This window comes from Streptomyces sp. NPDC032472 (assembly GCF_040636955.1).
Classification (GTDB): Bacteria; Actinomycetota; Actinomycetes; order Streptomycetales; family Streptomycetaceae; genus Streptomyces.
Genome location: NZ_JBEZVK010000002.1, coordinates 101,212 through 124,158, shown reverse-complemented (window position 1 = coordinate 124,158; position 22,947 = coordinate 101,212). Strand labels below are relative to the sequence as shown.

The window sequence follows — 22,947 nt, the reverse complement described above, 5'->3', positions numbered from 1 at the left end:
TCGGCTTTCCGTATCGACGACTTGTCAGGACAGGGGCGGAATGGAAAGAATTCATACAAGAATGTTTCTTGCGAAAGGGGGCTGCCAGTGGCCCGACAGGAACGGGCGTTGCGTACGTACGAGTCCGTACTCGACTCGGCGGCGGGCGAGTTCGCCCGGCGCGGTTACGCCGGCGCCAACCTGGACCGCATCGCGGCCGGCACCGGACTGACCAAAGGGGCCCTCTACGGGCACTTCTCCTCGAAGGGAGAGCTGGCCACCGAGCTGTCACGGCAGTTCGAGCACGGCTGGCACCGGCTGCTGTCGGCCGCCGAGGACAGCCCGCAGTCCCCGCTGTGCACCCTGGACGCCCTGATGCTGCGCCTCGCCCAGCGCACCGAGCACGACGTCCGGTTCCGCGCCGGCATGCGGCTGGCCGTCGAGGAGGCGTGCGTCCGCGACGATCTGCCCGCCGCGCACCACCGGCTCGCGACACTCGTGAGCCGCCTGGTGCGCGACGCCCAGCAGGCGGGCGAGCTCTGCCGGCGGCACTCCCCCGAGACGCTGAGCACCCTGACCCTCGCGCTGCTCCACGGCCTGCGCACGGGGACGGGCCACACGTCCGCCCCGCCCGACCGCAGCCGGGCCCTGTGGGAGGCGCTCAGCGCGCCCTGGCGCACCCGTCCCCGCGCCGGGTACTGCCCCGCGCAGCCCGCACAGCCCGCGGCTCACCGAGCCATCGCCGGCGCCCCCGGCTGACGTTCCCGCACCCCGGGCAGGAGCTGCCAGCCCGCGCGCCGGGCGTGCTCGCGCAGCACCGGGTCGTCGCCGACCACCACGGCCCGGCCCACCGCGCGCAGCAGCGGCAGATCGCTGGCGTGGTCCCCGTACGCATGGCAGTCCTGCGGGTCAGCGGCCAGCGACCGCATCAACGCCCGGGCCCGTACGGCCTTCTCCTCACCGATCACCGGGGTGGAAACCTCGCCGGTGAGGACGCCGTCCACCACTTCGGGGACCGTGCACAGCACGCGGTCGACCGAGAGCGCGGCGGCCACCGGGCCGGCGCAGGCGGCGAAGGAGCCGGACACCAGCACGGTGGTGTCCCCGGCCCGGCGGTGCCGGCGCAGGGCGGCCAGGGCCGGGGGGTGGAACAGTCTTCCGCGCGCCAGCTCCTGGCGGAACCAGGCCCGTCCGGTCTCCGCCAGCCGCTGCTGCGGACAGCCCCGGAAGTGGCGGTAGTAGGCGCGGTTGAGCTCCTCCCGGGGCACTCCGGCCGCGGCCCGGGCCAGCAGCTCCTGCCGGGCCCGCCGGAAGCGCTCCGGCGGGGCCCCTTCGGCCGCCCAGTGGAAGTCCAGGTAGCCGAGCATGCTCTTGGTGCGGATGAGCGTCTCGTCCAGGTCGAAGAAGGCCACCGCCCGCCCGGCGCCCGTCATCCCGCCTTCCTCGTGATCGCCCGGGGGCGGGAGGACGGCTCGGGTGCGGACGCGGGCGCGCACGCCTGGCGCACCTCGTTGCGCACCGACTCCACCATGTGCAGGATGTGCTCCCCGCGGCGCTGGAGCAGCAGGCCGGCCTGGGTCAGCTCCAGGGGGTAGCGGCCCCGGCGGCGGAAGAGCACCACCCCCAACGAGGCCTCCAGGCTGCGGATCTGCTCGGTCACGGTCGACTGCGCGCAGTGCAGGACCGCGGCGGCCCGGGTGATGCTGCGCTCGCGGGCGACGACGCGGAAGGTGCGCAGGTGCTGGAGGTCCATCAGGCCGCCGCGCCTTCGCGGAGGCCGGCTTCGCGGGCGGGGGCGCCGGTGCGGGCCGCCGGGCGGTGGCCCACCCGGGCCCGGGCGAGGGTGCGGCCGTCCTGGACGGCCGCGAGGACCACCTCGGTGACGCCGGGCGCGTACGGGGACTGCGGCTGCGCCTGCGGTTCCGCTTCCGGCCGGCCGGTCGCGGCGATGACGACCGGTGCGTGCAGTTCGCCGAAGACGTCGAAGGTGACCTCGCAGGTGACCAGCCCGCCGGCCGGGGCTGCACCGAGGGCGCCGCGCGCGGCGGGGCGGCGGTCGAGGAGGACGTGCCCCGCCTGCCGGAACGCCTCGACGAGCAGCATGCCGGGGACGTGGTCCGAGGGGTGCTCGAAGAAGCCGACGTGGCCGGTGTCGACGTGCAACCGCCAGGAGTCGGCGTCGGCGGCGCCGGCGTCCTCGGCCAGCACCACGTTCTCGGCGCCCCCGGACCGGCCCACGGCGTGCTGCGGAAGCCTCGGGCTCGGCGGCGCGGTGAGCGGCCGGGCGTCGGGCCCGGGCTCGCCCTGGGGCGGGGTGCCGCCGCGGTGGCGGAGCTTGAGGTACAGGTCGGCGTCCACCGCCATGAACCCGAGGGAGGCGCGGGCGCAGCGGCGGCCCTCCACCTCCACCACGGCGTCGAGCGTCCCGCCGAACCTCTTCTCCGTGCGCCGGCTGTGCTCGGTGAAGGCGATGTCCAGAACCACCCGCGGGGGCGCCGGGCGCGTGACCAGCGCCTGCGGGTCCTCGATCCGGAAGGCCAGGTCGCGGATGACGAACCGGTGGTCGAGCGGCACCCCGTAGTAGGTGTGGCTGAGGTAGATGCCCGCCTGGCGGATCGTTTCGGCGACCAGCACCGGGTCGTGGAGGCCCTCCGCGGTCGGCCGGTAGAGGCCGTGGCCGCGGGGCCACTGGGCGGCGACCCGGAAGACGCCGGGGCCGACGCGGCGCGCGTCGGTGAGGAACACCTCGGCCACCGAGGCCCGGTGGACCAGGCTGCGCGGCACCGTCTGGTCGAAGCTGAGCCCCCCCTCCGTTCGCACCACCCGTCCGGACATGTCCGAAACGACACCCTCCCGGTCCATCGGCCGTGGGGCCGCCTCCCGTTCGAGCAGCGACGTCGACTGCATGATCATCCCCCGTACGTGCGGCTTCCGACATGCGGAAACCATGATCGATCACTCGGCGCTGTAATATACCTTTCCGAAGGTTTCTATCAAGGGAACGATGGGAAACGACGGTGAGGGGGCCCCATGGGGAGCACGCTGGCGGCCGAGAACGATCGGTGCCGATGTCAGGAGCACGATGAGGGAACGCTTGTGAAAGAGCTTCAGTACGAGGGCGGCCTGCTGGACGGACTGCTGGACGGCGTCGGCGGCCGGCCGGAAGGCGGCGGCCGGTCCGAGGGCGGCCGGCAGGAGCCCAAGCAGGAGCGCGCCCGCCGTACCCGGGACCGGATCCTCCAGGCCGCCGCGGAGATCTTCGCCGTGCGCAGCTACCCCACCGTGACGCTCCAGGACGTGGCCGACCGGATGGGGATGACCAAGGGGGCGGTGTACTTCCACTACAAGAACAAGGAGGCCCTGGCGGTCGCGGTCGTCGAGGCCCATTACGTCCACTGGGGAAGCCTGGTCAAGGAGACCGTCGCGGAGACCACCGCCCGCGAGCTCCCGCCGCTCCAGCGGATCCTCGCCGTCCTGGACCGCGTGGTGGACGCCTTCCGGCACGACGTGCTGATCCAGGCGGGCGCCCGGCTCCAGCTGGAACGCGCCCTGATCCAGGCCGAGTTGCCGCGCCCGTACCGAGGCTGGATCGCCATGCTGACCGAGCTGGCGACCGAGGCGGACGCGGCCGGCGAGCTGCGCGAGGGGGTCACGCCGACCGCCCTGGCCCATGTCATCGTCTCGTCCGTCTTCGGCATGCAGCACATCTCGGACACGCTCACCGGCCGGGCCGACCTGATGACCCGGTACAAGGAGCTGCGGCCCTTCCTGCTGGCGGGAGCGGCGGCCACTGCTGCCGGCCGGCCTTGAGCACTCCGGCGGGACCCGAGGTGACCGGACCGGCCGGGGCCCTGTACGAAAGCTCCGTGAACGAACGGAACCAGCACGCGACGGTGCGCGTGTTCATCGCCCTCGCCCCGCCCGACGAGGCCAAGGAGGAGCTGGAGCGGGAACTGCGGCCCGCCTACGACGCGTACCGGCGCATGCGGTGGAACCGCATCGAGGACTGGCACATCACCCTGGCGTTCCTGGGCGAGCTCCCGGTCGCGTCCGTCCCGCTGCTGCGGCCGCCGCTCGCGGAGCTCGCCGCGGCCCGTCGGCCGGTACGGCTGGCGCTGCGCGGCGGCGGGCACTTCGACGAGCGGGTGCTGTGGAGCGGGATCGAGGGCGACCTCGACGGGCTGCACCGGCTCGCCACCGAGGTCCGCGCCCTGGTCCGGGAGTGCGGCGTCTCCTTCGTGGAGCGGCCCCTGCGGCCGCATCTGACGCTGGCCCGGTCCCGCCGCGACGATTCCACCAGCGTGGTGGAGGCCGCGGCCTCGCTCGCCGGCTTCGCCGGCCGCGGATGGGAGGCGGAGCGGCTGCACCTGGTCGGCAGCAACTTCGGGCGCGGGCCCGGGCCGATCCGCTACCGCGACATCGAGGCGTGGGAATTCGGCGCCGGGCCGGAGACCGACGGGCCCGGGACCGACCGGCCGGAGACCGGCGGGGCGAGCCCGTCCGTCTCGTCGGCGCAGGGGTCGGAAGCCGGCGCCGGGTAGGGTCGCGATCATGGACACGACGACGAGCCGGGACCGGCAGCCGGCCATCCTGGGCGCGGCGGACCTCGCCGCCGATCCTGGCCTCGCGGCCGAGTTCGACGCGGCGGCTCCCCGGATCCTGGGCGACCTGGTCCGCGCGGGCGCCGCCCTCGGCTGGGTCGATCCCCCGGCGCACCACGAGGTGGCAGCCCTCCTCGGCCGGGTCACGAGCGCCGTACGGGCCGGGGACGGGGCCCTGCGCGCCGCCTTCCTCGACCGCCGGCTCGTCGGGCTGGGCTACTGGCTGCGCCATGCCAGGCCGACGCACCGGCCGCACGCCGATCTGGAGAAGCTCGCCGTGGCCGGCGCCGCCCAGGGGCACGGCATCGGCCGCGCGCTCACCGGCGCCCTGGTCGCCGACGCCCGGAGCGCGGGCATCGAGGTCCTCACCCTGGACGCCCGCGGGGACAACGACCGCGCCCTGGGCCTCTACCGCTCCCTGGGCTTCACCGAATACGGCCGCCTGCCCGCCTACGTCGCCGTGGGCGAACTCCGTTACGACAAGGTCTTCTACATGCTGGACCTGCGTCACCACGGCTGACCAGCCGGCCCGGCCGGCTGCGGTGTCAGTGGGGAGCGTTAGGTTCCGGGTATGTCGACCTCGATCACCGCACAGTTGCGCGCCTCCGTCCCCCTGCCGGGCGGGGAGGCGCTGATCACCGGCTTCGCCTTCGAGAGCCGCGCGGGCGGGTCGCAGCGCGCCCTGCTCCGCAACGGGTCGGAGCTGGAGGTCCACGACCTGGCCGAGGTGTTCGCCGGGGAGCGTGCGCCGGCCGCGGTCTTCCCCGCGCCGTGGGCGTGGGACCGCGGGGTGCCCTCCGTGAGCCCGGACGGCTCCTTCGCCGTGTTCTCGGGCCAGCGTGCGGTACGGGCCGTGGACGCGGACGGCGTGACGCTGTGGGAGTACCGGCACGGCTGCTGGGGGCCGGAGGTCGGGCACGCGCACACGGGGGACGAGCAGGAGGTCTGCCGCGGGCTCGAGCACGGCTCCTGCCGGGTCTCCGACGACGGGCGGCTCGTCTGGGCCCATGTGGTGATCGAGGAGGACGAGTACTGGGTCGTCCTGGACGCCCGCGACGGGCGGGAGCTGGCCCGGCTGCCGCTGGACAGCGCGGCCGCCGGATCGAACCACCTCTCCCACCCGGACGGGGTCCACATGGGCCTGTCCATCGGCATGGGCCAGGACGGCATCCTGCTGTACTGGGCGCGCTGGGACGGCACGGAGCTGACCGCCTGGGACCTCAACGAGACGATGGACCGCATCCTGATCGACGTGCACGGGGGCCATGACGGGTTCCTCACCGTCGAGCACTACGGGGCGGACCTGGAACTGCACGCCCTGGACGGCTCCGTGCTCGCGCAGGGGAAACCGGACGAGGACGAGTCCTGCTGGGACTACTGGTGCGGCTTCGTCGATGCCGACACCGTCATCGCCGCGGCGGAGGAAGGCCCGCACCGGCTGCTCGACGCCCGCACCCTTCGGGTGCGCGGGGCCGTGGCCTATCCCTCGGGGCCGGTCGAGGGCGGCGTACGCCCGCTCGGGGACGGGACCTGGCTCACGTACGACACCGCGAGCGGGACGCTCAACCGCTGGACGCACGCAGCCTGACCTCGTCCCACGGGGCGCTGCGGGTGAAGTACGTGTCGTACAGCTCCTGGACGTCCAGGAGGGATTCCGGCGGGACCTTGCCGTAGGCGATCCGCTCCAGGTGGCGGAAGTACTCGAAGCGCTCCACGCCGGGGGTGATGACGATGAGGATGTCGGCGTCCTCGCCCGGTGCCGCGGCGAACGCGTGGTCCAGGCCCGGCGGGACGACGACCAGGTCGCCGCGTTCGGCGGTGACCACCTGGTCGCCCGAGAGCAGTTGGGCGGTGCCGTCGAGGAGGTAGAACAGCTCGGCGGAGCGGGAGTGGTGGTGGGGCGCGGCGCCGTTCGCGCCGTCGAGCAGGGTCACGCGCTGCGTGGACAGGTGGCCGCCGGTGGAGCTGCTGTCGGCGAGGAGGCGCAGGGTGGTGGGGCCGGCGCCGAGGGTCTCGGCGTCCGCCGAGCGCACGACCACCGAGGAGTCGAAGATCAGGGACATGGCTGGGGGCTCCTGTTCAGTGGGTGGGGGCCGGGGCCGGAGGCGTGGCCGGGGCTGTGTGGTGCTTCGCCGAGCGGCGGTGCTCGCGCAGGAGGAGGGCCGCGGTCAGGGCCACGGCCGCGGCGGTCGCCCCGTGGATGCCGTACGCGGCGCCGGCAGGGCCGCCGCTGGCCAGCACGATCGCCATGTCGCCGGCCGGTACGCAGACGATGGCGGCCATCGCCCAGCCGAGCGCGCGGCGCTGCCCGGTCAGGAGCAGGGCCAGGATCACCAGGCCGGTCGCGATGTCGCGGACCCCCTTGACCGCGAGGAAGGCGGTGCCCTCGTCCCGGGGCCAGGTCGGTACGCCGAAGTCGGGCGCGTTGGCCTGGGGTGCGAGCAGGTAGGCGAGGCCGACGTACAGGATGAAGGCCCCGCCGACGGCGGCGAGGGCGGTGGCGAGGTGCTTCAGGGTCATGGCCGTCTCTTCTCGGGGGAGTGGTCGGGTCGGGTGGGGTGGCGTGGAATGGTCGTCAGGCGGATGTGCGCAGGGTTCGGGTCGTCCGGGCGTACGCGGGGCGGCCGATCGTGTGCCAGAGGAGGCGTACGGGGGGCGGCAGGGCGGCCAGCAGGGCCCTCCGCTCGGTGCGGTCGGCCTCCTCCAGGGCCATGCCGAGGTAGGAGAGGAGCTTGGGCTTCGGGACGTGCGCGGCGAAGTCCTCGCCCATGCGGTTCCATTCGGCCGCCGTGAGGTACCGGGCGGCGAGCGGCAGGAGGGCGGCCTCCTCCTCGTCCAGGTGCTCCACCAGGACGGCGCGGTGGTCGGCCAGCAGCGCCGTGAGCGTGTCCCGCGCCGCCTCGCCGGCCGCGGCCTCCCAGGCCGGCAGGGCGGCGTCGGCCGCGGCGAGGGTGGCGGCCACCCGGTCGTGCTGGGCCTCCATGCGCAGGACGACGTCGGCCTCGAGGTCGACGCGGGCCAGCAGGGGCGGCCACAGGTTGGCGTCCTCGGCGGTGTGGTGGTGGTGCAGGCCGAGCCGGTAGGTGCGGAAGTGGTCGGCGAGGAGGCGGGCCCGGGCGGTGTCCCCCGGGGCGACCGCGGCGACCAGCTCGACCAGCAGGCGCGCCTCGCGGCGCAGACCGCGGTGGACGACCACCATCTCGTGGGTGCGGGGGCCGGCCGCGGCCGGTGCGTTCGGGCTCATGGAAGAACCGTCGCCGGCGGCTCATGGAGGCCTCGTGGCGTCCGCTTGGAAACCGCTTGGAAGCAGCTCGAGCCCCAGGCCGCGGCCTGTTCCCCCGCCGCTCTTCCGTTCTACGGTGGCAGATCATGGTCTCCCTGCGCGTACTCGGGTCCTTCACCGCCGAACGGGACGGCGAGCGGATCCCGCTCGGCGGCCACCGGCAGCGGTCGGTGCTGGCCCTGCTGGTCGCGGCCCGCGGCCGAACCGTCTCGGCCGAGCGGATGATCGAGGACCTGTGGCAGGGAGCCGCCCCCGCCCGGGCCATGGCCTCGCTCCAGGCGTACGTGTCGAACCTGCGGCGGCTGCTCGAGCCGGGGCGTGCCCCGCGTACGGCGGCGCGGCTGCTGGTGACCTCGCCGCCCGGGTACGCGGTGCGGCTGCCCGAGGACGCGGTCGACGCGTGGCGCTTCGAGCGGCTCGTCGGCGAGGCGCGGAAGCGGTACGCGGACGAGCCGGGGGCGGCCGGGGAGCTGCTGCGGGAGGCGCTGGCGCTGTGGCAGGGAGCGGCGTACGCGGAGGTGGCCGACGAGCCGTGGAGCCACGGGGAGGTCCTGCGGCTGAACGAACTCCGCGCTTCGGCACGGGAGTGGGAGCTGTCGGCCGGGCTGCGGGGCGGGGACCGCGCCCGGGTCGTCGCGCAGGCGGCGCTGCTGACCCGTGAGGAGCCGCTGCGGGAGGAGGGCTGGCGGCTCCACGCACTGGCCCTGTGGGCCGAGGGCCGCCAGGCCGACGCCTTGGCGGCCCTCCGCCGCGCCCGGGAGGTCCTGGCCCAGGAGACGGGCCTGGACCCGGGCACGCCCCTGGTCACCCTGGAACGGGCGGTCCTGACCCAGGACCTGCAGTTCCTGGAACGGGCCACGGACCCGGCCCCGGCCCTCGCCGCCGGGCGCCCGGGCGCGGGTGCGGGCATGGTGGGAGACGCAGGCGCGGGCACGACCACGGGCACAGCCACGGGCGCGATCACGCCGGCGGGCTCCGGGGTGTTCGTGGGACGGGATGCGGAGCTTGCGGCGTTGGAGGCGGCGGCCCGGCGGGTGGGCGGCGGCGGGCCGGGCGTCGTGCTGGTCACCGGGGAGGCGGGGGTCGGGAAGACCGCGCTGCTGGGGCGGTTCCGGGAGCGGCTGCAGGACGAGGGGTGGCTCGTCGCCGTCGGGCGGAACACCGACACGGAGGGTGCGCCGCCCGCGTGGGCATGGGCGGAGGCGCTGCGGGAGGTCGCCGCCGTCACCCCGCCCGGCCCGGGAGCGGCCGCCGTGCTCGCGCCGTTGCTCTACGACGGCCTGCCCGAGCAGGATGCGGCGGCCGTGCCGGGCCCTCACCGGGACGGCGTACCGGCCGCACCAGGCCGGTCCGGGCACGGTGCAGCGGGTGCCGTCGGGGGCGGCGGGACGGCCGTGGCCGAGTGCGGGGATGCGGGCATGGCCCGGGATGCGGGTGCCGCTCGGGATGTGGCTGCAGGTCGGTTTCTCTTGCGGCGGACCGTGTGGGGGTGGGTCGGGACGGTGGGTGTCTCGCGGCCGCTCTGCATCGTGCTCGACGATCTGCACTGGGCCGATGCCGAAAGCCTGGCGCTGCTCGCCGGGGCGGCCGAACTGCCGGCCGACAGCCGTGTCCTGGTGGTGTGCGCGCACCGGTCCGACGAGGTCTCGGGGGCGCTCGCCGACACGCTGGCCGTGCTGGCCCGCCGTTCGCCGCTGCGGCTGCCGCTGCCCGGTCTGGCTGCACCGGCCGTCGCCGAGGTGGTCCGCTCGCTGGGCGTGCCCGAGGCCGATCCCGAGACGGTGGCCGCGCTCACCGAGCGGACCGGCGGCAACCCCTTCTACGTGCGGGAGAGCGCCCGGCTGCTGGCCGGCGAGGGCGCCCTCGTCGCGCTGTCGGAAGTGCCCGAGGGCGTACGGGACGTACTGCGGCGGAGGCTGCGGCGGCTGCCCGAGGAGGCGGTGGCGGTGCTGCGCCTCGCCGCGGTCGCCGGACGGGAGGCGGAGGTCGAGGTGCTCGTCGGGGCCGCGGATGCCGGGGAGGACGCGGTGCTCGGCGCGCTGGAGGCCGGCCTGGTCGCCGGGCTGCTCCTCGAACCGGCGCCCGGGCGCGTCCGGTTCGCCCACGCCCTGGTCCGCGACACCCTGCTGGCCGACCTGAGCGCCCTGCGCGCCGCCCGCATGCACGGGCGGATCGCGGCCGCGCTGGAAGGCGCCGGCTCGCGCGACGTGTCGGGCCTCGCCCACCACTTCGTGCGGGCCGCCTCCTCCGCGACCGCGGCGAAGGCGGTGGAGTACTGCGTACGGGCCGCCGGCCTGGCGGAGGCGCGCCACGCCCACGAGGCGGCCGCCGCCCTGCTGGCCGACGCGGTCGACGCCTTCGGGCGCGTACCGGCGGGAGCGGGCGGGGACCGGGACGGGGAATGCAGCATCCTGCTGGGCCGGCTGACGCGCGCGCAGGTGCGGGCCGGGGCGGTCATGGCCGCCCGCGCGACGCGCCGTACGGCGATCGACCGTGCGGTCGCCGCCTCCCGCGACGACCTGCTGGTCCGCGCGTTCACGTCCTGGCCGGAGCCGGTGCCGTGGCAGTCCCGCCCGTACGGGATGGTCGACCGGCCGGTGGTGGAGCTGCTGGAGCGCCTGCTGCAGCGGCCCGGCCTCGCCCCGGACCTACGGTGCCGGCTGCTGGTCGCGTACACCGTCGAGCTGTCCGACGAGCGGCTGCCCGCCGTCCTCGCGGCGGCGCGGGAGGCCGTCGCCCTGGCGGACGGGCAGGCCGACCCGGTGCTGCGGGCCTCGACGCTCGCCGCGCTCGCCCGGGAGCTCGACGCGGACCTCCAGTGGCGCGAACGGGAGGAGCTGGGGCGGGAGCTGGAAGAGCTCGCCGCCGCGCACGACCTGCCGGTCCACCGCTGGTACGGGCTGTTCGTCCGGTCCACGGCTGCGGCGGCCCGCGGTGACGTCCGCGGTGTCCGGCGGCTCGTCGACGCCTACGCGGAGCTCGCCCGTACGTACGCCTTGCCGGGGCCCGCTGCGGTCTGCGCCTGCGTGGAGGCCACGCTCGCGCACGTCGCCGGCCGCACCGCGGAGGCCGAGCAGGGATACCGCCGGGCCACCGCCCTGATGGCCCGCCAGGGCTCGCCCCACGCGGAGGGGTACCTCGCGATCGCCCTCACCACGCTGCGGGCGGGCGAGGGAAGGCTCGCGGAGTGCGTACCCGCGGCCCGGGAGGCCTTCACGCGGTACGGGCCGTCCGCCGCGGACCTGCTCGCGGCGGCGCTGGCCGCGGCGGGCGAGCGGGAGGAGGCGCGCGCGGTCCTGGACGGGGCCGGGCCGCTGCCGGCCAACTACTTCTTCAAGGTGTTCGGGAGCCTGCGGGCGACGACGCTGGTGGCGCTGGGTGAGCGGGAGGGCGCCGCGGAGCTGTACGCGCAGCTGCTGCCGTACCGGGACGCCCCGCCGCCGTCCTCGGGGTTCACGGTGGCGACCCGGCCGGTGGCGTACGCGCTCGGGGAGCTGGCACTGCTGCTCGGACGCCCGGCCGAGGCCGCCGCGCACGCCGAGCGGGCGGCCGCCATCACCCGCCAGTGGAAGGACGTCGCGCCCCCGACTGCCCGCCGCTGACCCACCCACCGCTCGAATGCCGGGCCGCTTATCGAACGTTCAAGCCTTTCTGGTACCACTTCAAGCCATGAAGAAGATCACCAGAAGACAGGCCCTGGGCTTCGCCATCGGCGCGGCCGCCGTGGTCGGCCTGTCCGCCTGCTCGTCGTCCAAGGCCCCCGCCACCGCGGCCATAGGGGCCGAGGCCTCGGGCTCCCCCTCGGTGCCGCCGTTCTCCCTGCCCTCCGGCGGCATAGACGAGGTGTACGAGGGGCACCGCATCCAGATCACCCTCGGCGAGGGCGGCCAGCACGGCGGCCACCACCTGCCCGCCATGCCCGTCGTCAAGATCGACGGCAACGAGCTCCACATCATGCGCAACGCCGACGGCAGTTGGGTCAGCGTCGTCAACCACTACGAGACGTTCCCCGACCCCATCGCGGCCGCCAAGGCGGCCATCCGCGACCTCCAGGGCACCCAGCTCGCCCCGTTCGGCCCCCACGAGGGTGGTAGCACGTCGTGACCGTCCGCAAGAACCAGGCCACCCTGACCCCCGCGGAGAAGCGCGCCTTCACCAACGCGGTGCTCGAGCTCAAGCGCAACGGCACGTACGACAAGTTCGTCTACGCCCACAACAACTTCCTGCTGAGCGACTCCGACTTCGGCGAGCGCGTCGGCCACCGCGGCCCCTCCTTCCTGCCGTGGCACCGCCGCTTCCTGCTGGACTTCGAGGCGGCGCTGCAGCGGGTGGACCGCAACGTCACGCTGCCCTACTGGGACTGGACCGTGGACCGCAGCCCCACCTCCTCCCTGTGGGCCGCGGACTTCCTCGGCGGCACCAGCCGGGCCCGCGACGGCCAGGTCCTGGACGGGCCCTTCGCGTTCTCCGGCGGCAAGTGGGCCATCACGGTCGGGGTGGACCGGCGTACGTACCTGCGGCGCACGCTCGGCGCGGGCGGCGTCCAGCTGCCGACCAAGGCCGACGTGGACTCCGTCCTGGCCATGCCCGTGTACGACGCGGCGCCCTGGAACAGCTCCTCCAACAGCTTCCGCAACCACCTGGAGGGCTGGCGCGGCGTCAACGTGCACAACCGGGTGCACGTGTGGATCGGCGGGCAGATGGCCTCCGCGGCCTCCCCCAACGACCCTGCCTTCTGGCTGCACCACGCCTTCATCGACAAGCTGTGGGCGGAGTGGCAGCGCCGGAACCCCAAGTCCACGTACCTGCCGGCCGGGCGGACGGCGAACGTGGTCGACCTGCACGGCACCATGCGCCCGTGGAACAACGTGACTCCGGCCGATCTGCTGGACCACCGGAGGTTCTACACCTTCGACACCGAGGGGGCCGCGGGAGCCCCCGCAGCCCCGCAGGCGTCGGCGCCTCCGGCGGCCCAGGCCCCGTCGGCGCCCCCGCCGCAGGCCCCGCAGGCCCCGGCGCCGAGCGCGCCCCGGGGCTACTAGCCGCGATGCCCGTGCCGAAGGCCGGTGTCCCTGGTGGGGCACCGGCCTTCGGCCTGTCCGGGGGCCGCGGGTCAGGCGGCGAGCTCGGGCTCGGCGGCGTCTTCGGCGGCGGGCTTCCTGGTGTCCCGCATGACCAGGGTGGCCAGCAGGGCGGCGGCCAGGACACCGGCGGCGCTGATGGTGAAGGTGGTCGCCATCGAGGAGGTGAAGGCCTCGCGGGCGGCGCGGATCAGGCCGGGCTCACCGTGGGCCGCGGCCAGGGCCCCGGCGATGGACTGCTTGGCCTGCTCGGGGGCGCCGGCCGGCATCTCGTCGGCGTAGCTGCTGGTGAGCAGCGAGCCGAGGATCGCGATGCCGAGGGCGGTGCCGGCCTGCTGGATGGTGTCGTTGAGGGCGGAGCCGACGCCGGCCTGCTCCTCGGGGATGGTGCCCATCAGGGCGCCGACGGCGGCGGGCATGGCGAGGCCGGCACCGAGGCCGAGGAGGCCGAGGGCGGTCGCGGGGACGGTGAAGCCGGTGTCGGCCGAGACGGTGGTCAGGAGCGCGAAGGAGGAGGCCATCACGAGCATGCCGGCCAGGATCAGCGGGCGGTTGCCGGCCTTGGCGGCGAGGGCGGCGCCGGCGCCGTTGCCGATGAGGGCGGCCACGGCCAGCGGGACGAAGGCGAGGCCGGCCTTGAGGGGCGAGTAGCCGAGGACGAACTGCAGGTACTGGGTGAGGACCAGGAGCAGGCCGCCGTTGCCGATCTGGACCAGGGTCAGGGAGAGCGAACCGCCGCTGAAGTTGCGGTTCTTGAAGAGGACCAGCGGGACCATCGGGGAGTCGGTGGTGTTCTCCCACACCACGAAGCCGATGAGCGCGACGGCGGCGACGGCCAGGGTGAGGGTGGAGCGGCCGCCGAAGGCGCCGTGCTGCGGGATCTCGATGATCCACCAGACGAGGGCGGTCATGCCGGCGGCGGACAGGACGGCGCCCAGCGGGTCGGGCTTCTGCCAGGGGCCCTTGGACTCGGGCATGAGGGTGAGGGCGGCGAGGACGGCGAGGGCGACGACGGGGACGTTGATCAGGAAGATCGAGTGCCAGGAGAAGCGGTCGATCAGGACGCCGCCGAGGACCGGGCTGCCGACGAGGCCGAGCATCGAGACCGAGCCCCAGGCGGCCATGGCCTTGGGCCGCTCCTCCTCGTCGAAGACGGTGATGAGGATGGAGAGGGTGGAGGGCATGATCAGCGCTCCGCCGATGCCCATCGCTATCCGGACGGCGATGACCTCGCCGGGGTTGGTGCAGAAGGTCGCGGCGAGGGATGCGGCGCCGAAGAGCAGCAGGCCGATCAGCATGATCCGGCGGCGCCCGAAGCGGTCGCCGAGGCTTCCGGAGGTGAGCAGGAGGCCGGCGAACACCAGGATGTAGGAGTCGAGGATCCACTGGGTGTCCTGGGCGCTCGCGCCGAGGTCGGCGGTCATGGACGGGACCGCGACGGTCAGGGCCATGGAGTCGACCACGAGGACCAGGGAGCTCAGGCACAGCACGATGAGGATCCACCAGCGGCGTGGGTTGCGGGTTTCCATGGGTGGTTCCCTTTCGGCTTCGGGTGTGTGCCGGCGCCCCTTTGGTGTTCGGGGCGGGGTGGCGCGTACGGCGTTCCTTCGATGCGAACACTGTACGCATGGCGGAACGGTGTACGCAAGCCTGCATCGGCGTACGCCACCCGCGTACGCTGTACGCAGCACAACCGGACGCCGGTCCACCGCATGCGATCCAGAAGGAGCAGCACCATGGCAGCCAAGGCGAACCCGCCGAACCCGCCGATCCCGTCCGTATGGGCCCGCCGGACCCGCGAGGCCGATCAGCCGGCGCTCAGCCGGGCCGCGATCGTCCGCGAGGCGGTCGCCATGCTCGACGCGGAGGGGGTCGAGGCGCTGAGCATGCGCAAGCTCGGGGCGCGGCTGGGGGCGGGGGCGACCTCGCTGTACCGGCACGTCGCCACGAAGGACGAGCTGATGGAGCTCGCGGTGGACGAGGTGTTCGGCGAGATGCCGGCGCCGGAGGCCGAGGGGCCCGACTGGCGGGCGGCCGCCGCCCTGGCGGCGGAGTCGTTCCGCGCGACGGCGCTGCGACACCCCTGGCTGGCGTCGGTGCTGGGCCAGGCGGGGCTCGCGTACCTGGGCCCGAACCTCATGTCGTACTCGGAGCGGCTGGCGACGCTGGTCACGCGGGCCGGGTTCCCCGAGCCGAGCCGGGCCATCGACGCGCTGATGGCGTACGTCGTCGGGATGAGCACCACGGAGGCGGCCTGGCTCTCCACGGTGGCCCGGTCCGGTCAGAGCGAGGCGGAGTTCATCGCGCGGCTGATGCCGGCGGCGCAGCAGGCGGCGGCCGGCCACGAGCACCTGGTGGAGGGGTATGCGGCCGCGGCGGCGGCCGATCCGGTGGAGACCCGGAACGCGAAGTTCGCGTACGGCCTGGAGGTGGTGCTCGACGGGCTGGCGCTGCGGCTGGAGCGGTAGAGGCAGGGGCTCATGGGACTCACAGGCCGGCGAGGAACTCGCGGACCGCGGTGGCGAAACCCTCGGGGTCGGCCTGGGCGATGAAGTGGTCGGCGTCCAGGGGCCGGTACGCCGTGCCGGGGCGGCGGGCGCACATGGCCCGGGCGTGCTCGGCGGGGAGGACCTGGCTGCGCAGGCCGTGGATCAGGAGCGCGGGGCAGTCGGAGCCGAGCCACTGCTTCCAGTGGTCGCCGTGGACGAGGTTCTCGGAGTCGACGGTGTCCTGCGGGTGGAACGGCAGCCGCCAGCCGGCGCCGTCGGGCAGCGGGCGCAGCACCGGCCCGAGGACGGCGGCGAGGGGGCCGCATGCGGCGGCCAGTTCCTCGCGGCTGGGGGCGGTGTAGGGGAAGTTCAGCACGAAGGCGAGCGGGCTCGCGCCGTGGTCGGGGAGGTCGGCGGCGGTGTCGACGTTGATCAGCGCCTCCACCAGCTCCGGCCGTTCGGCGGCCAGGTGGTAGGCGTTGAAGGCTCCGAGGGAGTGGCCGAGGAAGACCGCCCGGTCGATGCCGAGGTGGTCGAGGAGGGCGAGGAGGTCGGCGAGGTAGCCGGCGCGCGTGTACTCGGCGGCCCGGTCGGAGTCGCCGTGGCCGCGCTGGTCGGGGGCGATCACCCGCCACTCGGGGCCGAGCGCGGCCGCCAGGGCGCCGAAGGAGGCGCCTTCGGAGAGGTGGCCGTGCAGGGCGACGAGGGGGCGGCCGGTGCCGCCGAAGTCCAGGTAGGACAGGGCCCGGCCGTCGATGGTCAGGGTGGCGCGGGTGGGCTGGGCGGCGGTCATGTCGGGCTCCTTCGCATCGGGTGCCGGGGGCGGGCCGCCCCTCGACGTGATCGACTATACACACGTACATGACGGCCGTTCAATACGCTTGTATAGGCGAGTGGTCGAGCGTTGGCCGGAAGGAGGTCCCGCCGGGTGGAGAGCTACGCGGCAGCCTCCCAGGGGAAACCGTCCGGGTCGGTGAAGGTGTCGGCGGTGCCGCCGAGGACGATGCGGTGCGAGCCGGTGCCGTCGACGGGGACGCCGAGGTCCTTGGCCAGGGCGCGGCGCTTGTACAGGGCCAGCTTGAGGGGGCTGGAAGTGCCGGGGGCGAACTCGACGTACGTGCCGCCGAAGCTCTTGGCCACGGTCAGGCCCCGGCCGGCGTAGAACTGCTTGGTGGCCTTCACGGCCTCGACGCCGAGCAGCAGGACGATCTCGTCGATCTCGCGGGTGGCGGGGCCGGTGTCCTTCTTCGCCGAGGTCGCGATCTTCCAGATCGTCCCGTCCGGGGCCTGGACGACGCCGCCGTAGCCCCACAGTGACTTCGCGGCGGGCTTCAGGACCGTGGCGCCGGCGTCCACGGCGGCGCGGAAGAAGCCGTCGACGGTGGCCGGCCCGGACACCGTGAGCCCCAGGGTGAAGCCGCGGAATCCGGTGGACTGCGCCTCGGACGCCCGCAGGCGTATGTACGCGTCCACGCCGAAGGCGGTGTAGAAGCGGTGGGCGGCCTCGGGGTCGGTCACCTCAAGGGTGACGGACGCGAGGGACGTGGGGGCTGCGGTGGAAGTGGTGGTTGCCATGACCATCACGCTAGGGGCCGGGCGGCGGCCGGGGCTTCTCGATTCCTGACCGGTCTTGCGACCTGCTTCGCGATGCCGAGCCCGGCCCGTAGGCCGTACCCGCCTCATCGGGATCGACGGCCGCCGCATCCGCCGCCTGGCGCCGGAAGGCCCCGGGCGGCATGCCGGCCAGCTCGGTGAAGCGGGTGGTGGACGTCCCCAGCGACGCGCAGCCGACCGCGAAGCAGACCTCGGTGACGTCGAGAGCGCCTGCACGCGTGCACGCCGCCCTTCAGGCTTGCAGGCTCAGCGCACCTCCTGGATGCGGACCAGGTTGCCCGCGGGGTCGCGGAAGGCGCAGTCACGGACGCCGTACGGCTGCTCGGTCGGCTCCTGGACGACCTCGGTGTCACCGGCCTGCACCTTCTTGAAGGTGGCGTCGAGGTCCGGGGTGGCCAGCAGGATCCAGCCGTACGTGCCCTTGGCCATCATCTCGGCGATCGTGCGCCGCTCGGCCTCGGTGATGCCGGGATCAGCGGCAGGCGGCGCCAGCAGGATCGACGTGCCGGGCTGGCCGGCCGGGCCGACGGTGATCCAGCGCATCCGGCCCTGCCCCACGTCGCTGCGGACCTCGAAGCCGAGGACGTCGCGGTAGAAGGCGAGCGACGCGTCCGGGTCGTCGTGCGGGAGAGCTGTCGTGTGAATGGTGATGTCCATGGCGAGCAGGCTAGATGCGACCGGCGTGAGCCGCGCTTCTGTTCCTGCTCGATCCGAAGACGTCGGGACGTTCGCAGGCATGTCAGGGGGCGGGGGCCGCGCCAACGGCCCCCGCCGGGTGCGTGGGTCCGGACCGTCGGCTCCCCCGCGGGCGGCGGTGAATCTTCACGGTTCCGCCCTGTCGGCAGTATGCGGCGCGGGGGCGTTGTTCAGGGCCGCAAGTTCTTCGTGAACGCGGGCGGCGGGGCGGGGCGGTGTGAGCTGCGGGGTTCCCCCGGCGGCGGAATTGTTCACGGCCGCGGGGTCCGGGCCGGGAATTGTTCAGAAGAGCGGATATTCGGCTGATGTCTGGAATGTCGGCGTATTGAGGCCCGGTGTTGCCGGGGGTCCGTCTCGGGCATGGTGGGTGGGCGTCCGCAGGCCGTACCCGGCCGGCGAGCGGGCCCGTAGCGCCAACTACGGGATCGTGCAGGCGCGTTGCACCACCCTTCGGACCGTCGCTTTCCAAGGAGTCCTCGTCATGGTGGTTTCTGCATTTCCTCTTGCCCGCCCCCGGGGGTGGCCCTCCCCCGTCGTCGTCAAGGTCCTCGTGGTCGTGGTGGTGGCCTTGGTGACCGCGGTACTGGGCTGCCTCGGCCAGGCCCCGGGCACCTCTCTCGCGGTGATGGTCATGGTCACCTCCACAGGGCTGGAGCTGGCCCACCGGATCACCACGGACGTGCCCGACGCCGGGGGCACCGGGCGCGGCGGCCGGGTCGGGGTCCGGTCCGGGGCCCCGGCCGAGCAGCCCGGCCGGTAGGGCGGCATGACCACGGGACGGCGGGGGCGGCCGCAACGCCCCCTCGACACCACCGTCCCGGCCCTGGCGGAGCTCGCGCAGCACCTGCGCGAGCTCCGTGCCGCGGCCGGGCTCACCCTGGACAACCTCTCCGCGACGACGCACTGGAGCAAGGGCGCCCTGAGCGCGGCCACGACCGGGCGGGACCTGCCGCGCCGGGAGCTCGTCGAGGCCTGGGTCCTCGCCTGCGATCCGGAGGCCAACCTGGACCTGTGGCGGGCCCGGCACGCGCGGGCCCGGGCGCAGCACCAGCGCACGCGTATCGCCCCGGCGAAGGCGGCCGGGGCTCCGGCCGGAGCGCCGGCCGGACCGGTGCCGGCGGCGGGGCCGGCCGCAGTGCCGGGGGCGCGGGTGCCAGCGGCTGCGCCGGCGGGCCCCTCCCCCGTACCGGCTCCGCGCGGGGCCGCCGAGCCGGCCCCCGGGCCGGGGCCCGGCTCGCTGGAGCGGGATGCCTGGCGGACCCTCGCCCCGGACCGGCGGCCCTGGGGCGTCGCCGCCCATCCGGCGGCGATCCCCGTGCGGTTCACCACCGTCGGACCGGACTTCACCGACACCGACACCGACACCGCGACCGGCGCTGCCGACCTCACCGGGCGCTACGACCAGATCGCGGAGGTCTTCGCCCTCACAGGCCGGCGGCGCCTGCTGATCCTCGGCGAGCGGGGCAGCGGCAAGACCCAGCTCGCCCGCCACCTGGGCACCCGGCTGCTCACGCAGGACGGCGGCCCGGGCGGCGCCAGCGCGGGCAGCAGCGGGGCCGTCCCGGTGCTGGTGTCGCTGCGCGGCTGGAGCCCCGAGCGCGGGCCGGACAGCCTGTTCGCCTGGCTCGCCGACGCCCTCACCGGCTGCTCCCCCGAGGACGTGCGGACCCTGCTGGGCCGACACCGCCTGCTGCCCCTCCTCGACGATTTCGACAGCCTGACGCTGCGGCAGCGGGCGCGGGCCCTGAGCATCTTCAACCAGCTGCCCGAGCAGGCGCCGTTCGTGCTCGTCAGCGGCTGGGCGGAGTTCACCAGAGCGGTGGAGCAGACCGACACCGTCATCGCCGGCAGCAGCGGGGTGCGGCTGCGGCCCGTCGGCGTCGGCGACCTTGACGGCTGGATCCAGCGCAGCTCCCGGTCCCGTACGAAGGAGCAGGACTGGGCGCCCGTACTGGCGGCCCTCGCCGCGCGGCCCGAACTGCCGGCCGCCGCGGTCCTCGCCGATCCGACGCTCGCCGGGGCCGCCCGGCTGCTGTACACCGACGGGCGCGCGGATCCCGGCGAGCTCGTCGCCGAGGACGCGAGCGCCGGGGCGCTCGCCTCCCGCCTGGTGCAGCACCTGTTCGCGGTCTTCCCGCCGTACCCGGTGCGCGGCAGGCAGGGCGCGCACCGCGAGCGGCACCGGCACCTGGCGCTGCACCTGCTGGCCCGCAGGGAGCAGGAGGAGGGCGGGCCGGTCGGCGACCTGCGGGTGCTCTACCGGGGGCGGCGGCCCGCGCGGCGGCGGGCGGCCGTACAGGCGGGGCTGCTGGGCCTGCTGGTCTGGCTGCTCATCGGCATCACCGAGGCGAGCAGTACTGCGGGCGGGTACGACTCCGGGTCGTCCGGGACGCCCGGGACACCGTTCGGGTTCTTCCTGGGGCTGCTGCTCGGGGCAGGGTGGTACGTCTACCTGCGCCACCGCCTGGACGAACCGCGCGGGCGCACGGACCTCTTCGGCCGGATGGGCCTGTGGGCGGTGCGGGCCGTTCCGCCGGCGGTGGCGGCGCTGCTCGTGCTCGGCGTCGAGCCCGACGAAGGGGAGCCGATCGGCTTCTGCATGGCGGGGGCGGCGCTGGCGGGGGCGGTGGGGCTCGCGGAGCGGGTCGTCCGTGAGCGGGGGGCGGAAGGAATGCCGGGCGAGTTGGCGCTGCTGCCCGCGCTGTTGCTGGTGGGGGCGGGGCCGAGGGCCTCTTTCGTTGCACTGGTCGCGCTGGTGCCCCTGTGGCTGGGGGTGGCCGTGACCGGTTACTGGCTGCGGGCCCTGTTCGCCTCGCGGTTCGCGCTGTGGGGCCTGTACCCGGCTGCCCTCGCCGAGCTGCTCGGCGAGGCCACGGGCCCGGAGGTGCTGCGGTCGGGGCCGGACGGCTGGTCCTTCAACCACCCGGCCGTGGCCCACTGGTACCGCGACACCGCGGACCTGCCGGAGCGGGACGCGGAGGGGGCGTGACCCGGAGGGTCCGTTCGGGAGGCGGGGGCGGTCAGCCGGTGGCGGCCGGGAGTTCGGCCTCGAGGCCGCGCAGGAGGGCGTGCAGGCCGTGCTCGAAGGTCTGCCCGGCAGCCCCGCGTTGTACTCCGCCGCCGGGTGTCGAGGCGGGCGCGCAGGCACGGGTAGGCCTGGGCGACCTCGGTCGCCCAGGCGAGGGACTCCTTGATCAGCTCCTCGGGGCCGCCGTCGTCGCGGGCCGGCCGCCGGGTCAGGGAGGCGGTGGCCGAGGCGCCGAGGACGCTGCCGCGCACGTACGTGAAGACGGCGGCCGCCGCCCGGTCCGCGGCCGGGCCCGGGAAGCCGGCCTTCTCGTAGAGGGCGAGGCTGTGGGCGTCGTGCACCTTCGCCACCGACGCGGGAGGCGTACGGTTGCGCCCATGAGCGACAGTCTGCCGGTCACCGAGGCCCGGGCGAGGTTCGGGGCGCTGGTGCGGCGCGCCTCCCAGGCCCGCGAGCGCGTCACGATCACCCACCGCGGCCGCCCGGCAGCCGTGCTCATCAACCCCCACGAGCTCGCCGACCTCGAGGAGGCCCTGGCCCTGGCCAGGTACCGCGAGCGCCTGGCGGCGGCCGGGGCCGCGCCGGCCGTCCCGCACGAGGACGTCCGCGCCCGGCTCGGCCTGGCGCGCGGGTGACGTACGACATCGTCTGGGACGAGGCCGCCATCGACGCGGCCGCCCGGTTCCTCGGGCACGACCCCGAGGGTGTGCGCCAGTTGATGGACTCCGTCGACCTGCTCGCCGATCAACCCCGCCCGGAGGGCAGCGCGCCGTACGCTTCCCCGGACCTGCGCCGGACGCACGTGGGGCGCTACCGGGTGATGTACGAGATCACCGAGACCGCCGAGGCCACGGGCACCATCGTGGTCCTCCACGTCGGCCGGCTCGGCTGACGGCCCGCGGCACCGGGTCTGTCGTACCGGGTCGTTCCTGCCGGTCGACCCGGTACGGGGGGCCGCGCCGGCGGCTACGCGCGCGACCGGCCGGCGGGGGCGGGGACGGCCGCGGCGACCAGGTGCGCCGGCTCCTCCTCGCGGCCCTGGAGCCAGAAGTGGCCCCCGGGGAACACCCGGGAGGTGAAGGCGCCCGTGGTGAGCCCCGCCCACGTGGACAGGGACGCGGGCGGGCAGCCGGCGTCGCGGTCGCCGCCGAACGCGGTGAGCGGGAGGTCCAGCCGTACGGGCGGCAGTTCCGGCCGGTAGTCGGTCAGCAGCCGGATGTCGGCCCGCAGCGCCGGCAGCAGCAACTCCCGCAGTTCGGGGATCCGGAAGACCTCGGGATCGGTCCCGCCCTGGCGGCGGGTGAAGGCGACCAGCGACTCGTCGTCCAGTGCGGGCAGGGTCCTGCGCTCGGCGCCGGGCGCGGGCGCGGCGGTCGCGGAGACGAACAGGTGGGCCGGCAGGGCCCGGGGGGCGTTGCGGGCGAGCCGGACCACGCTCTCGTACGCGACCAGCGCGCCCATGCTGTGCCCGAAGACGGCGGTGGGCAGCTCGGGGAGCCCGGCGAGCACGGTGGCGACGGCGTCGGCCAGTTCCGCCATCGACTCGATGCACGGCTCGCCCAACCGGTCCTGGCGGCCCGGGTACTGGACGGCCAGCAGCTCGGTGCCGGCGGGGAGGTGGCGGGCCCAGGCCTGGTAGGCGCTCGCGGCGCCGCCGGCGTGCGGGAAGCAGACGATGCGGGAGGTGGCGGCGCCCCCGTCAGCAGCGGCGGAGGCGGAGGCGGAGGCGGAGGCGGAGGCGGTGAATCGTTTCAGCCAGCGTGCTGCGTCGGTCACCCCAGCTCACCGCGCTCCACGCAGAACTCGTTGCCCTCCGGGTCGGCGAGGACGACCCAGCCGGTGCCGTCGGGGCGGGTCCGGTCCGCGACCAGGCGCGCGCCGAGGGCGACGAGCCGCTCCACCTCCTCGTCCCGGTTCCGTCCGGCCGGCTTGAGGTCGAGGTGGACGCGGTTCTTGGCGGTCTTGCCCTCCGGGACCTGCACGAAGAGCAGCGAGGGTCCGCCCTCGGGGTCCTGGATCCACGCCTCGGGGTCGCCCGGCTTGTCGTCGTCGGCCAGCGGGCGGCCCAGCAGCCGGCTCCAGAACAGGCCGAGCTCGTACGGGTCGCCGGTGCAGTCGAAGGTAATCGTGCGGATGCTCGGATACATGACTCTCCGTGTGGGGAAGGGAGTTCGGG

25 protein-coding genes and 1 pseudogene are annotated in these 22,947 nt (G+C 74.8%); 13 read left to right on the top strand and 13 right to left on the bottom strand.

All coding sequences use genetic code 11. From position 1 onward, the window contains the following. Positions 1-87: 87 nt before the first annotated feature. Positions 88-738, top strand: a complete 651-nt coding sequence (locus tag AB0F11_RS01560; RefSeq protein WP_362167034.1) for a TetR family transcriptional regulator — start codon at positions 88-90, stop codon at positions 736-738. Here the strand turns inward: AB0F11_RS01560 and AB0F11_RS01555 are convergent. Genes AB0F11_RS01555 through AB0F11_RS01545 form a run of 3 tightly spaced genes read right to left on the bottom strand, consistent with a single transcriptional unit; the run spans position 708 to position 2,886 of the window. Beyond that, positions 708-1,412, bottom strand: a complete 705-nt coding sequence (locus AB0F11_RS01555; protein ID WP_362167032.1) for an HAD-IB family hydrolase — start codon at positions 1,410-1,412, stop codon at positions 708-710. The genes AB0F11_RS01560 and AB0F11_RS01555 overlap by 31 nt on opposite strands. After that, positions 1,409-1,732: a LysR family transcriptional regulator gene (locus AB0F11_RS01550; protein ID WP_362167030.1), complete on the bottom strand. Its 324-nt coding sequence runs from the start codon at positions 1,730-1,732 to the stop codon at positions 1,409-1,411. Before AB0F11_RS01550 ends, AB0F11_RS01555 begins: the two co-directional genes overlap by 4 nt. Beyond that, the gene (locus tag AB0F11_RS01545) at positions 1,732-2,886 is read right to left on the bottom strand and encodes a ScbA/BarX family gamma-butyrolactone biosynthesis protein (RefSeq protein WP_362167028.1); all 1,155 of its coding nucleotides are present in this window, start codon (positions 2,884-2,886) and stop codon (positions 1,732-1,734) included. The genes AB0F11_RS01550 and AB0F11_RS01545 overlap by 1 nt, the downstream gene beginning before the upstream one ends. A 189-nt stretch (positions 2,887-3,075) precedes the next feature. On the opposite strand from AB0F11_RS01545, the gene AB0F11_RS01540 reads away from it, so the two are divergent. The 4 genes from AB0F11_RS01540 to AB0F11_RS01525 are packed head-to-tail and all read left to right on the top strand — an operon-like array spanning position 3,076 to position 6,168. Continuing rightward, complete coding sequence (locus AB0F11_RS01540; RefSeq protein WP_362167026.1) at positions 3,076-3,789, top strand: ScbR family autoregulator-binding transcription factor; 714 nt, start codon at positions 3,076-3,078, stop codon at positions 3,787-3,789. Between the two features lie 56 nt (positions 3,790-3,845). Then, complete coding sequence (gene thpR / locus AB0F11_RS01535) at positions 3,846-4,520, top strand: RNA 2',3'-cyclic phosphodiesterase (protein WP_362167023.1); 675 nt, start codon at positions 3,846-3,848, stop codon at positions 4,518-4,520. A gap of 10 nt (positions 4,521-4,530) precedes the next feature. Beyond that, complete coding sequence (locus AB0F11_RS01530; RefSeq protein ID WP_362167021.1) at positions 4,531-5,100, top strand: N-acetyltransferase; 570 nt, start codon at positions 4,531-4,533, stop codon at positions 5,098-5,100. A gap of 51 nt (positions 5,101-5,151) precedes the next feature. Then, positions 5,152-6,168, top strand: coding sequence for a hypothetical protein (locus tag AB0F11_RS01525; protein WP_362167018.1), 1,017 nt, complete (start codon positions 5,152-5,154; stop codon positions 6,166-6,168). Here the strand turns inward: AB0F11_RS01525 and AB0F11_RS01520 are convergent. The 3 genes from AB0F11_RS01520 to AB0F11_RS01510 are packed head-to-tail and all read right to left on the bottom strand — an operon-like array spanning position 6,143 to position 7,824. Then, on the bottom strand, positions 6,143-6,643 hold the full coding sequence (locus AB0F11_RS01520; protein WP_362167016.1) for a cupin domain-containing protein: 501 nt from the start codon (positions 6,641-6,643) through the stop codon (positions 6,143-6,145). The two genes, AB0F11_RS01525 and AB0F11_RS01520, sit on opposite strands and share 26 nt — an antisense overlap. A 16-nt stretch (positions 6,644-6,659) precedes the next feature. Beyond that, positions 6,660-7,100 (bottom strand): DUF4267 domain-containing protein, encoded by a 441-nt coding sequence (locus tag AB0F11_RS01515; protein ID WP_362167014.1) that lies wholly within the window; start codon positions 7,098-7,100, stop codon positions 6,660-6,662. A gap of 55 nt (positions 7,101-7,155) precedes the next feature. Further along, entirely contained in the window at positions 7,156-7,824 is a 669-nt protein-coding gene (locus AB0F11_RS01510; protein WP_362167011.1) for a hemerythrin domain-containing protein, read from the bottom strand. Between the two features lie 125 nt (positions 7,825-7,949). Here AB0F11_RS01510 and AB0F11_RS01505 point away from each other — a divergent pair, with 125 nt between their 5' ends. The 3 genes from AB0F11_RS01505 (at position 7,950) to AB0F11_RS01495 (ending at position 12,905) form a co-directional block, all read left to right on the top strand. Further along, positions 7,950-11,465, top strand: coding sequence for a BTAD domain-containing putative transcriptional regulator (locus tag AB0F11_RS01505; protein ID WP_362167009.1), 3,516 nt, complete (start codon positions 7,950-7,952; stop codon positions 11,463-11,465). A 67-nt stretch (positions 11,466-11,532) separates the two neighbouring features. Next, entirely contained in the window at positions 11,533-11,967 is a 435-nt protein-coding gene (locus AB0F11_RS01500) for a tyrosinase family oxidase copper chaperone (RefSeq protein WP_362167006.1), read from the top strand. Next, positions 11,964-12,905, top strand: coding sequence for a tyrosinase family protein (locus AB0F11_RS01495; protein ID WP_362167003.1), 942 nt, complete (start codon positions 11,964-11,966; stop codon positions 12,903-12,905). Before AB0F11_RS01500 ends, AB0F11_RS01495 begins: the two co-directional genes overlap by 4 nt. 71 nt (positions 12,906-12,976) lie before the next feature. Here the strand turns inward: AB0F11_RS01495 and AB0F11_RS01490 are convergent, their stop codons facing one another. Next, positions 12,977-14,473 (bottom strand): MFS transporter, encoded by a 1,497-nt coding sequence (locus AB0F11_RS01490; RefSeq protein ID WP_362167001.1) that lies wholly within the window; start codon positions 14,471-14,473, stop codon positions 12,977-12,979. Between the two features lie 207 nt (positions 14,474-14,680). On the opposite strand from AB0F11_RS01490, the gene AB0F11_RS01485 reads away from it, so the two are divergent. Then, positions 14,681-15,412 (top strand): TetR/AcrR family transcriptional regulator C-terminal domain-containing protein, encoded by a 732-nt coding sequence (locus AB0F11_RS01485; RefSeq protein ID WP_362166999.1) that lies wholly within the window; start codon positions 14,681-14,683, stop codon positions 15,410-15,412. Positions 15,413-15,431: 19 nt separating this feature from the next. Here AB0F11_RS01485 and AB0F11_RS01480 read toward each other — a convergent pair whose 3' ends face one another. The 4 genes and pseudogenes from AB0F11_RS01480 to AB0F11_RS01465 all read right to left on the bottom strand — a co-directional run bounded on the left by AB0F11_RS01480 (position 15,432) and on the right by AB0F11_RS01465 (position 17,704). Continuing rightward, on the bottom strand, positions 15,432-16,226 hold the full coding sequence (locus AB0F11_RS01480) for an alpha/beta hydrolase (protein WP_362166996.1): 795 nt from the start codon (positions 16,224-16,226) through the stop codon (positions 15,432-15,434). Positions 16,227-16,369: 143 nt separating this feature from the next. Further along, positions 16,370-17,014 (bottom strand): glyoxalase, encoded by a 645-nt coding sequence (locus AB0F11_RS01475; protein ID WP_362166994.1) that lies wholly within the window; start codon positions 17,012-17,014, stop codon positions 16,370-16,372. After that, a pseudogene (locus tag AB0F11_RS01470) lies at positions 17,014-17,264 on the bottom strand (AraC family transcriptional regulator); the annotation flags it as partial. The gene AB0F11_RS01475 and the pseudogene AB0F11_RS01470, both read right to left, overlap by 1 nt. Before the next feature lie 29 nt (positions 17,265-17,293). Beyond that, positions 17,294-17,704: a VOC family protein gene (locus AB0F11_RS01465; RefSeq protein ID WP_362166992.1), complete on the bottom strand. Its 411-nt coding sequence runs from the start codon at positions 17,702-17,704 to the stop codon at positions 17,294-17,296. Positions 17,705-18,224: 520 nt separating this feature from the next. On the opposite strand from AB0F11_RS01465, the gene AB0F11_RS01460 reads away from it, so the two are divergent. From AB0F11_RS01460 to AB0F11_RS01445, 4 genes are all read left to right on the top strand, one after another. Continuing rightward, on the top strand, positions 18,225-18,503 hold the full coding sequence (locus AB0F11_RS01460) for a hypothetical protein (RefSeq protein WP_362166989.1): 279 nt from the start codon (positions 18,225-18,227) through the stop codon (positions 18,501-18,503). Positions 18,504-18,509: 6 nt separating this feature from the next. Continuing rightward, positions 18,510-20,732: a helix-turn-helix domain-containing protein gene (locus AB0F11_RS01455; protein WP_362166986.1), complete on the top strand. Its 2,223-nt coding sequence runs from the start codon at positions 18,510-18,512 to the stop codon at positions 20,730-20,732. 416 nt (positions 20,733-21,148) lie between these two features. Further along, positions 21,149-21,406 (top strand): type II toxin-antitoxin system Phd/YefM family antitoxin, encoded by a 258-nt coding sequence (locus tag AB0F11_RS01450; RefSeq protein ID WP_362166984.1) that lies wholly within the window; start codon positions 21,149-21,151, stop codon positions 21,404-21,406. Continuing rightward, positions 21,403-21,663, top strand: coding sequence for a type II toxin-antitoxin system RelE/ParE family toxin (locus AB0F11_RS01445; RefSeq protein ID WP_362166982.1), 261 nt, complete (start codon positions 21,403-21,405; stop codon positions 21,661-21,663). Before AB0F11_RS01450 ends, AB0F11_RS01445 begins: the two co-directional genes overlap by 4 nt. A 74-nt stretch (positions 21,664-21,737) precedes the next feature. Here AB0F11_RS01445 and AB0F11_RS01440 read toward each other — a convergent pair whose 3' ends face one another. Together AB0F11_RS01440 and AB0F11_RS01435 are read right to left on the bottom strand one after the other, a co-directional pair. Then, positions 21,738-22,547 (bottom strand): thioesterase domain-containing protein, encoded by an 810-nt coding sequence (locus tag AB0F11_RS01440; protein ID WP_362166979.1) that lies wholly within the window; start codon positions 22,545-22,547, stop codon positions 21,738-21,740. After that, positions 22,544-22,918: a VOC family protein gene (locus tag AB0F11_RS01435; RefSeq protein ID WP_362166976.1), complete on the bottom strand. Its 375-nt coding sequence runs from the start codon at positions 22,916-22,918 to the stop codon at positions 22,544-22,546. Before AB0F11_RS01435 ends, AB0F11_RS01440 begins: the two co-directional genes overlap by 4 nt. Positions 22,919-22,947: the final 29 nt, after the last annotated feature.

What these genes read in the sequence shown, in the direction of transcription:
- AB0F11_RS01555 (WP_362167032.1), bottom strand. Translation starts at nt 1,412, where the DNA reads ATGACGGGCGCCGGGCGGGCGGTGGCCTTCTTCGACCTGGACGAGACG.
- AB0F11_RS01550 (WP_362167030.1), bottom strand. Translation starts at nt 1,732, where the DNA reads ATGGACCTCCAGCACCTGCGCACCTTCCGCGTCGTCGCCCGCGAGCGC.
- AB0F11_RS01545 (WP_362167028.1), bottom strand. Translation starts at nt 2,886, where the DNA reads ATGCAGTCGACGTCGCTGCTCGAACGGGAGGCGGCCCCACGGCCGATG.
- AB0F11_RS01530 (WP_362167021.1), top strand. Translation starts at nt 4,531, where the DNA reads ATGGACACGACGACGAGCCGGGACCGGCAGCCGGCCATCCTGGGCGCG.
- AB0F11_RS01525 (WP_362167018.1), top strand. Translation starts at nt 5,152, where the DNA reads ATGTCGACCTCGATCACCGCACAGTTGCGCGCCTCCGTCCCCCTGCCG.
- AB0F11_RS01520 (WP_362167016.1), bottom strand. Translation starts at nt 6,643, where the DNA reads ATGTCCCTGATCTTCGACTCCTCGGTGGTCGTGCGCTCGGCGGACGCC.
- AB0F11_RS01515 (WP_362167014.1), bottom strand. Translation starts at nt 7,100, where the DNA reads ATGACCCTGAAGCACCTCGCCACCGCCCTCGCCGCCGTCGGCGGGGCC.
- AB0F11_RS01510 (WP_362167011.1), bottom strand. Translation starts at nt 7,824, where the DNA reads ATGAGCCCGAACGCACCGGCCGCGGCCGGCCCCCGCACCCACGAGATG.
- AB0F11_RS01505 (WP_362167009.1), top strand. Translation starts at nt 7,950, where the DNA reads ATGGTCTCCCTGCGCGTACTCGGGTCCTTCACCGCCGAACGGGACGGC.
- AB0F11_RS01500 (WP_362167006.1), top strand. Translation starts at nt 11,533, where the DNA reads ATGAAGAAGATCACCAGAAGACAGGCCCTGGGCTTCGCCATCGGCGCG.
- AB0F11_RS01490 (WP_362167001.1), bottom strand. Translation starts at nt 14,473, where the DNA reads ATGGAAACCCGCAACCCACGCCGCTGGTGGATCCTCATCGTGCTGTGC.
- AB0F11_RS01485 (WP_362166999.1), top strand. Translation starts at nt 14,681, where the DNA reads ATGGCAGCCAAGGCGAACCCGCCGAACCCGCCGATCCCGTCCGTATGG.
- AB0F11_RS01480 (WP_362166996.1), bottom strand. Translation starts at nt 16,226, where the DNA reads ATGACCGCCGCCCAGCCCACCCGCGCCACCCTGACCATCGACGGCCGG.
- AB0F11_RS01475 (WP_362166994.1), bottom strand. Translation starts at nt 17,014, where the DNA reads ATGGTCATGGCAACCACCACTTCCACCGCAGCCCCCACGTCCCTCGCG.
- AB0F11_RS01465 (WP_362166992.1), bottom strand. Translation starts at nt 17,704, where the DNA reads ATGGACATCACCATTCACACGACAGCTCTCCCGCACGACGACCCGGAC.
- AB0F11_RS01460 (WP_362166989.1), top strand. Translation starts at nt 18,225, where the DNA reads ATGGTGGTTTCTGCATTTCCTCTTGCCCGCCCCCGGGGGTGGCCCTCC.
- AB0F11_RS01455 (WP_362166986.1), top strand. Translation starts at nt 18,510, where the DNA reads ATGACCACGGGACGGCGGGGGCGGCCGCAACGCCCCCTCGACACCACC.
- AB0F11_RS01450 (WP_362166984.1), top strand. Translation starts at nt 21,149, where the DNA reads ATGAGCGACAGTCTGCCGGTCACCGAGGCCCGGGCGAGGTTCGGGGCG.
- AB0F11_RS01435 (WP_362166976.1), bottom strand. Translation starts at nt 22,918, where the DNA reads ATGTATCCGAGCATCCGCACGATTACCTTCGACTGCACCGGCGACCCG.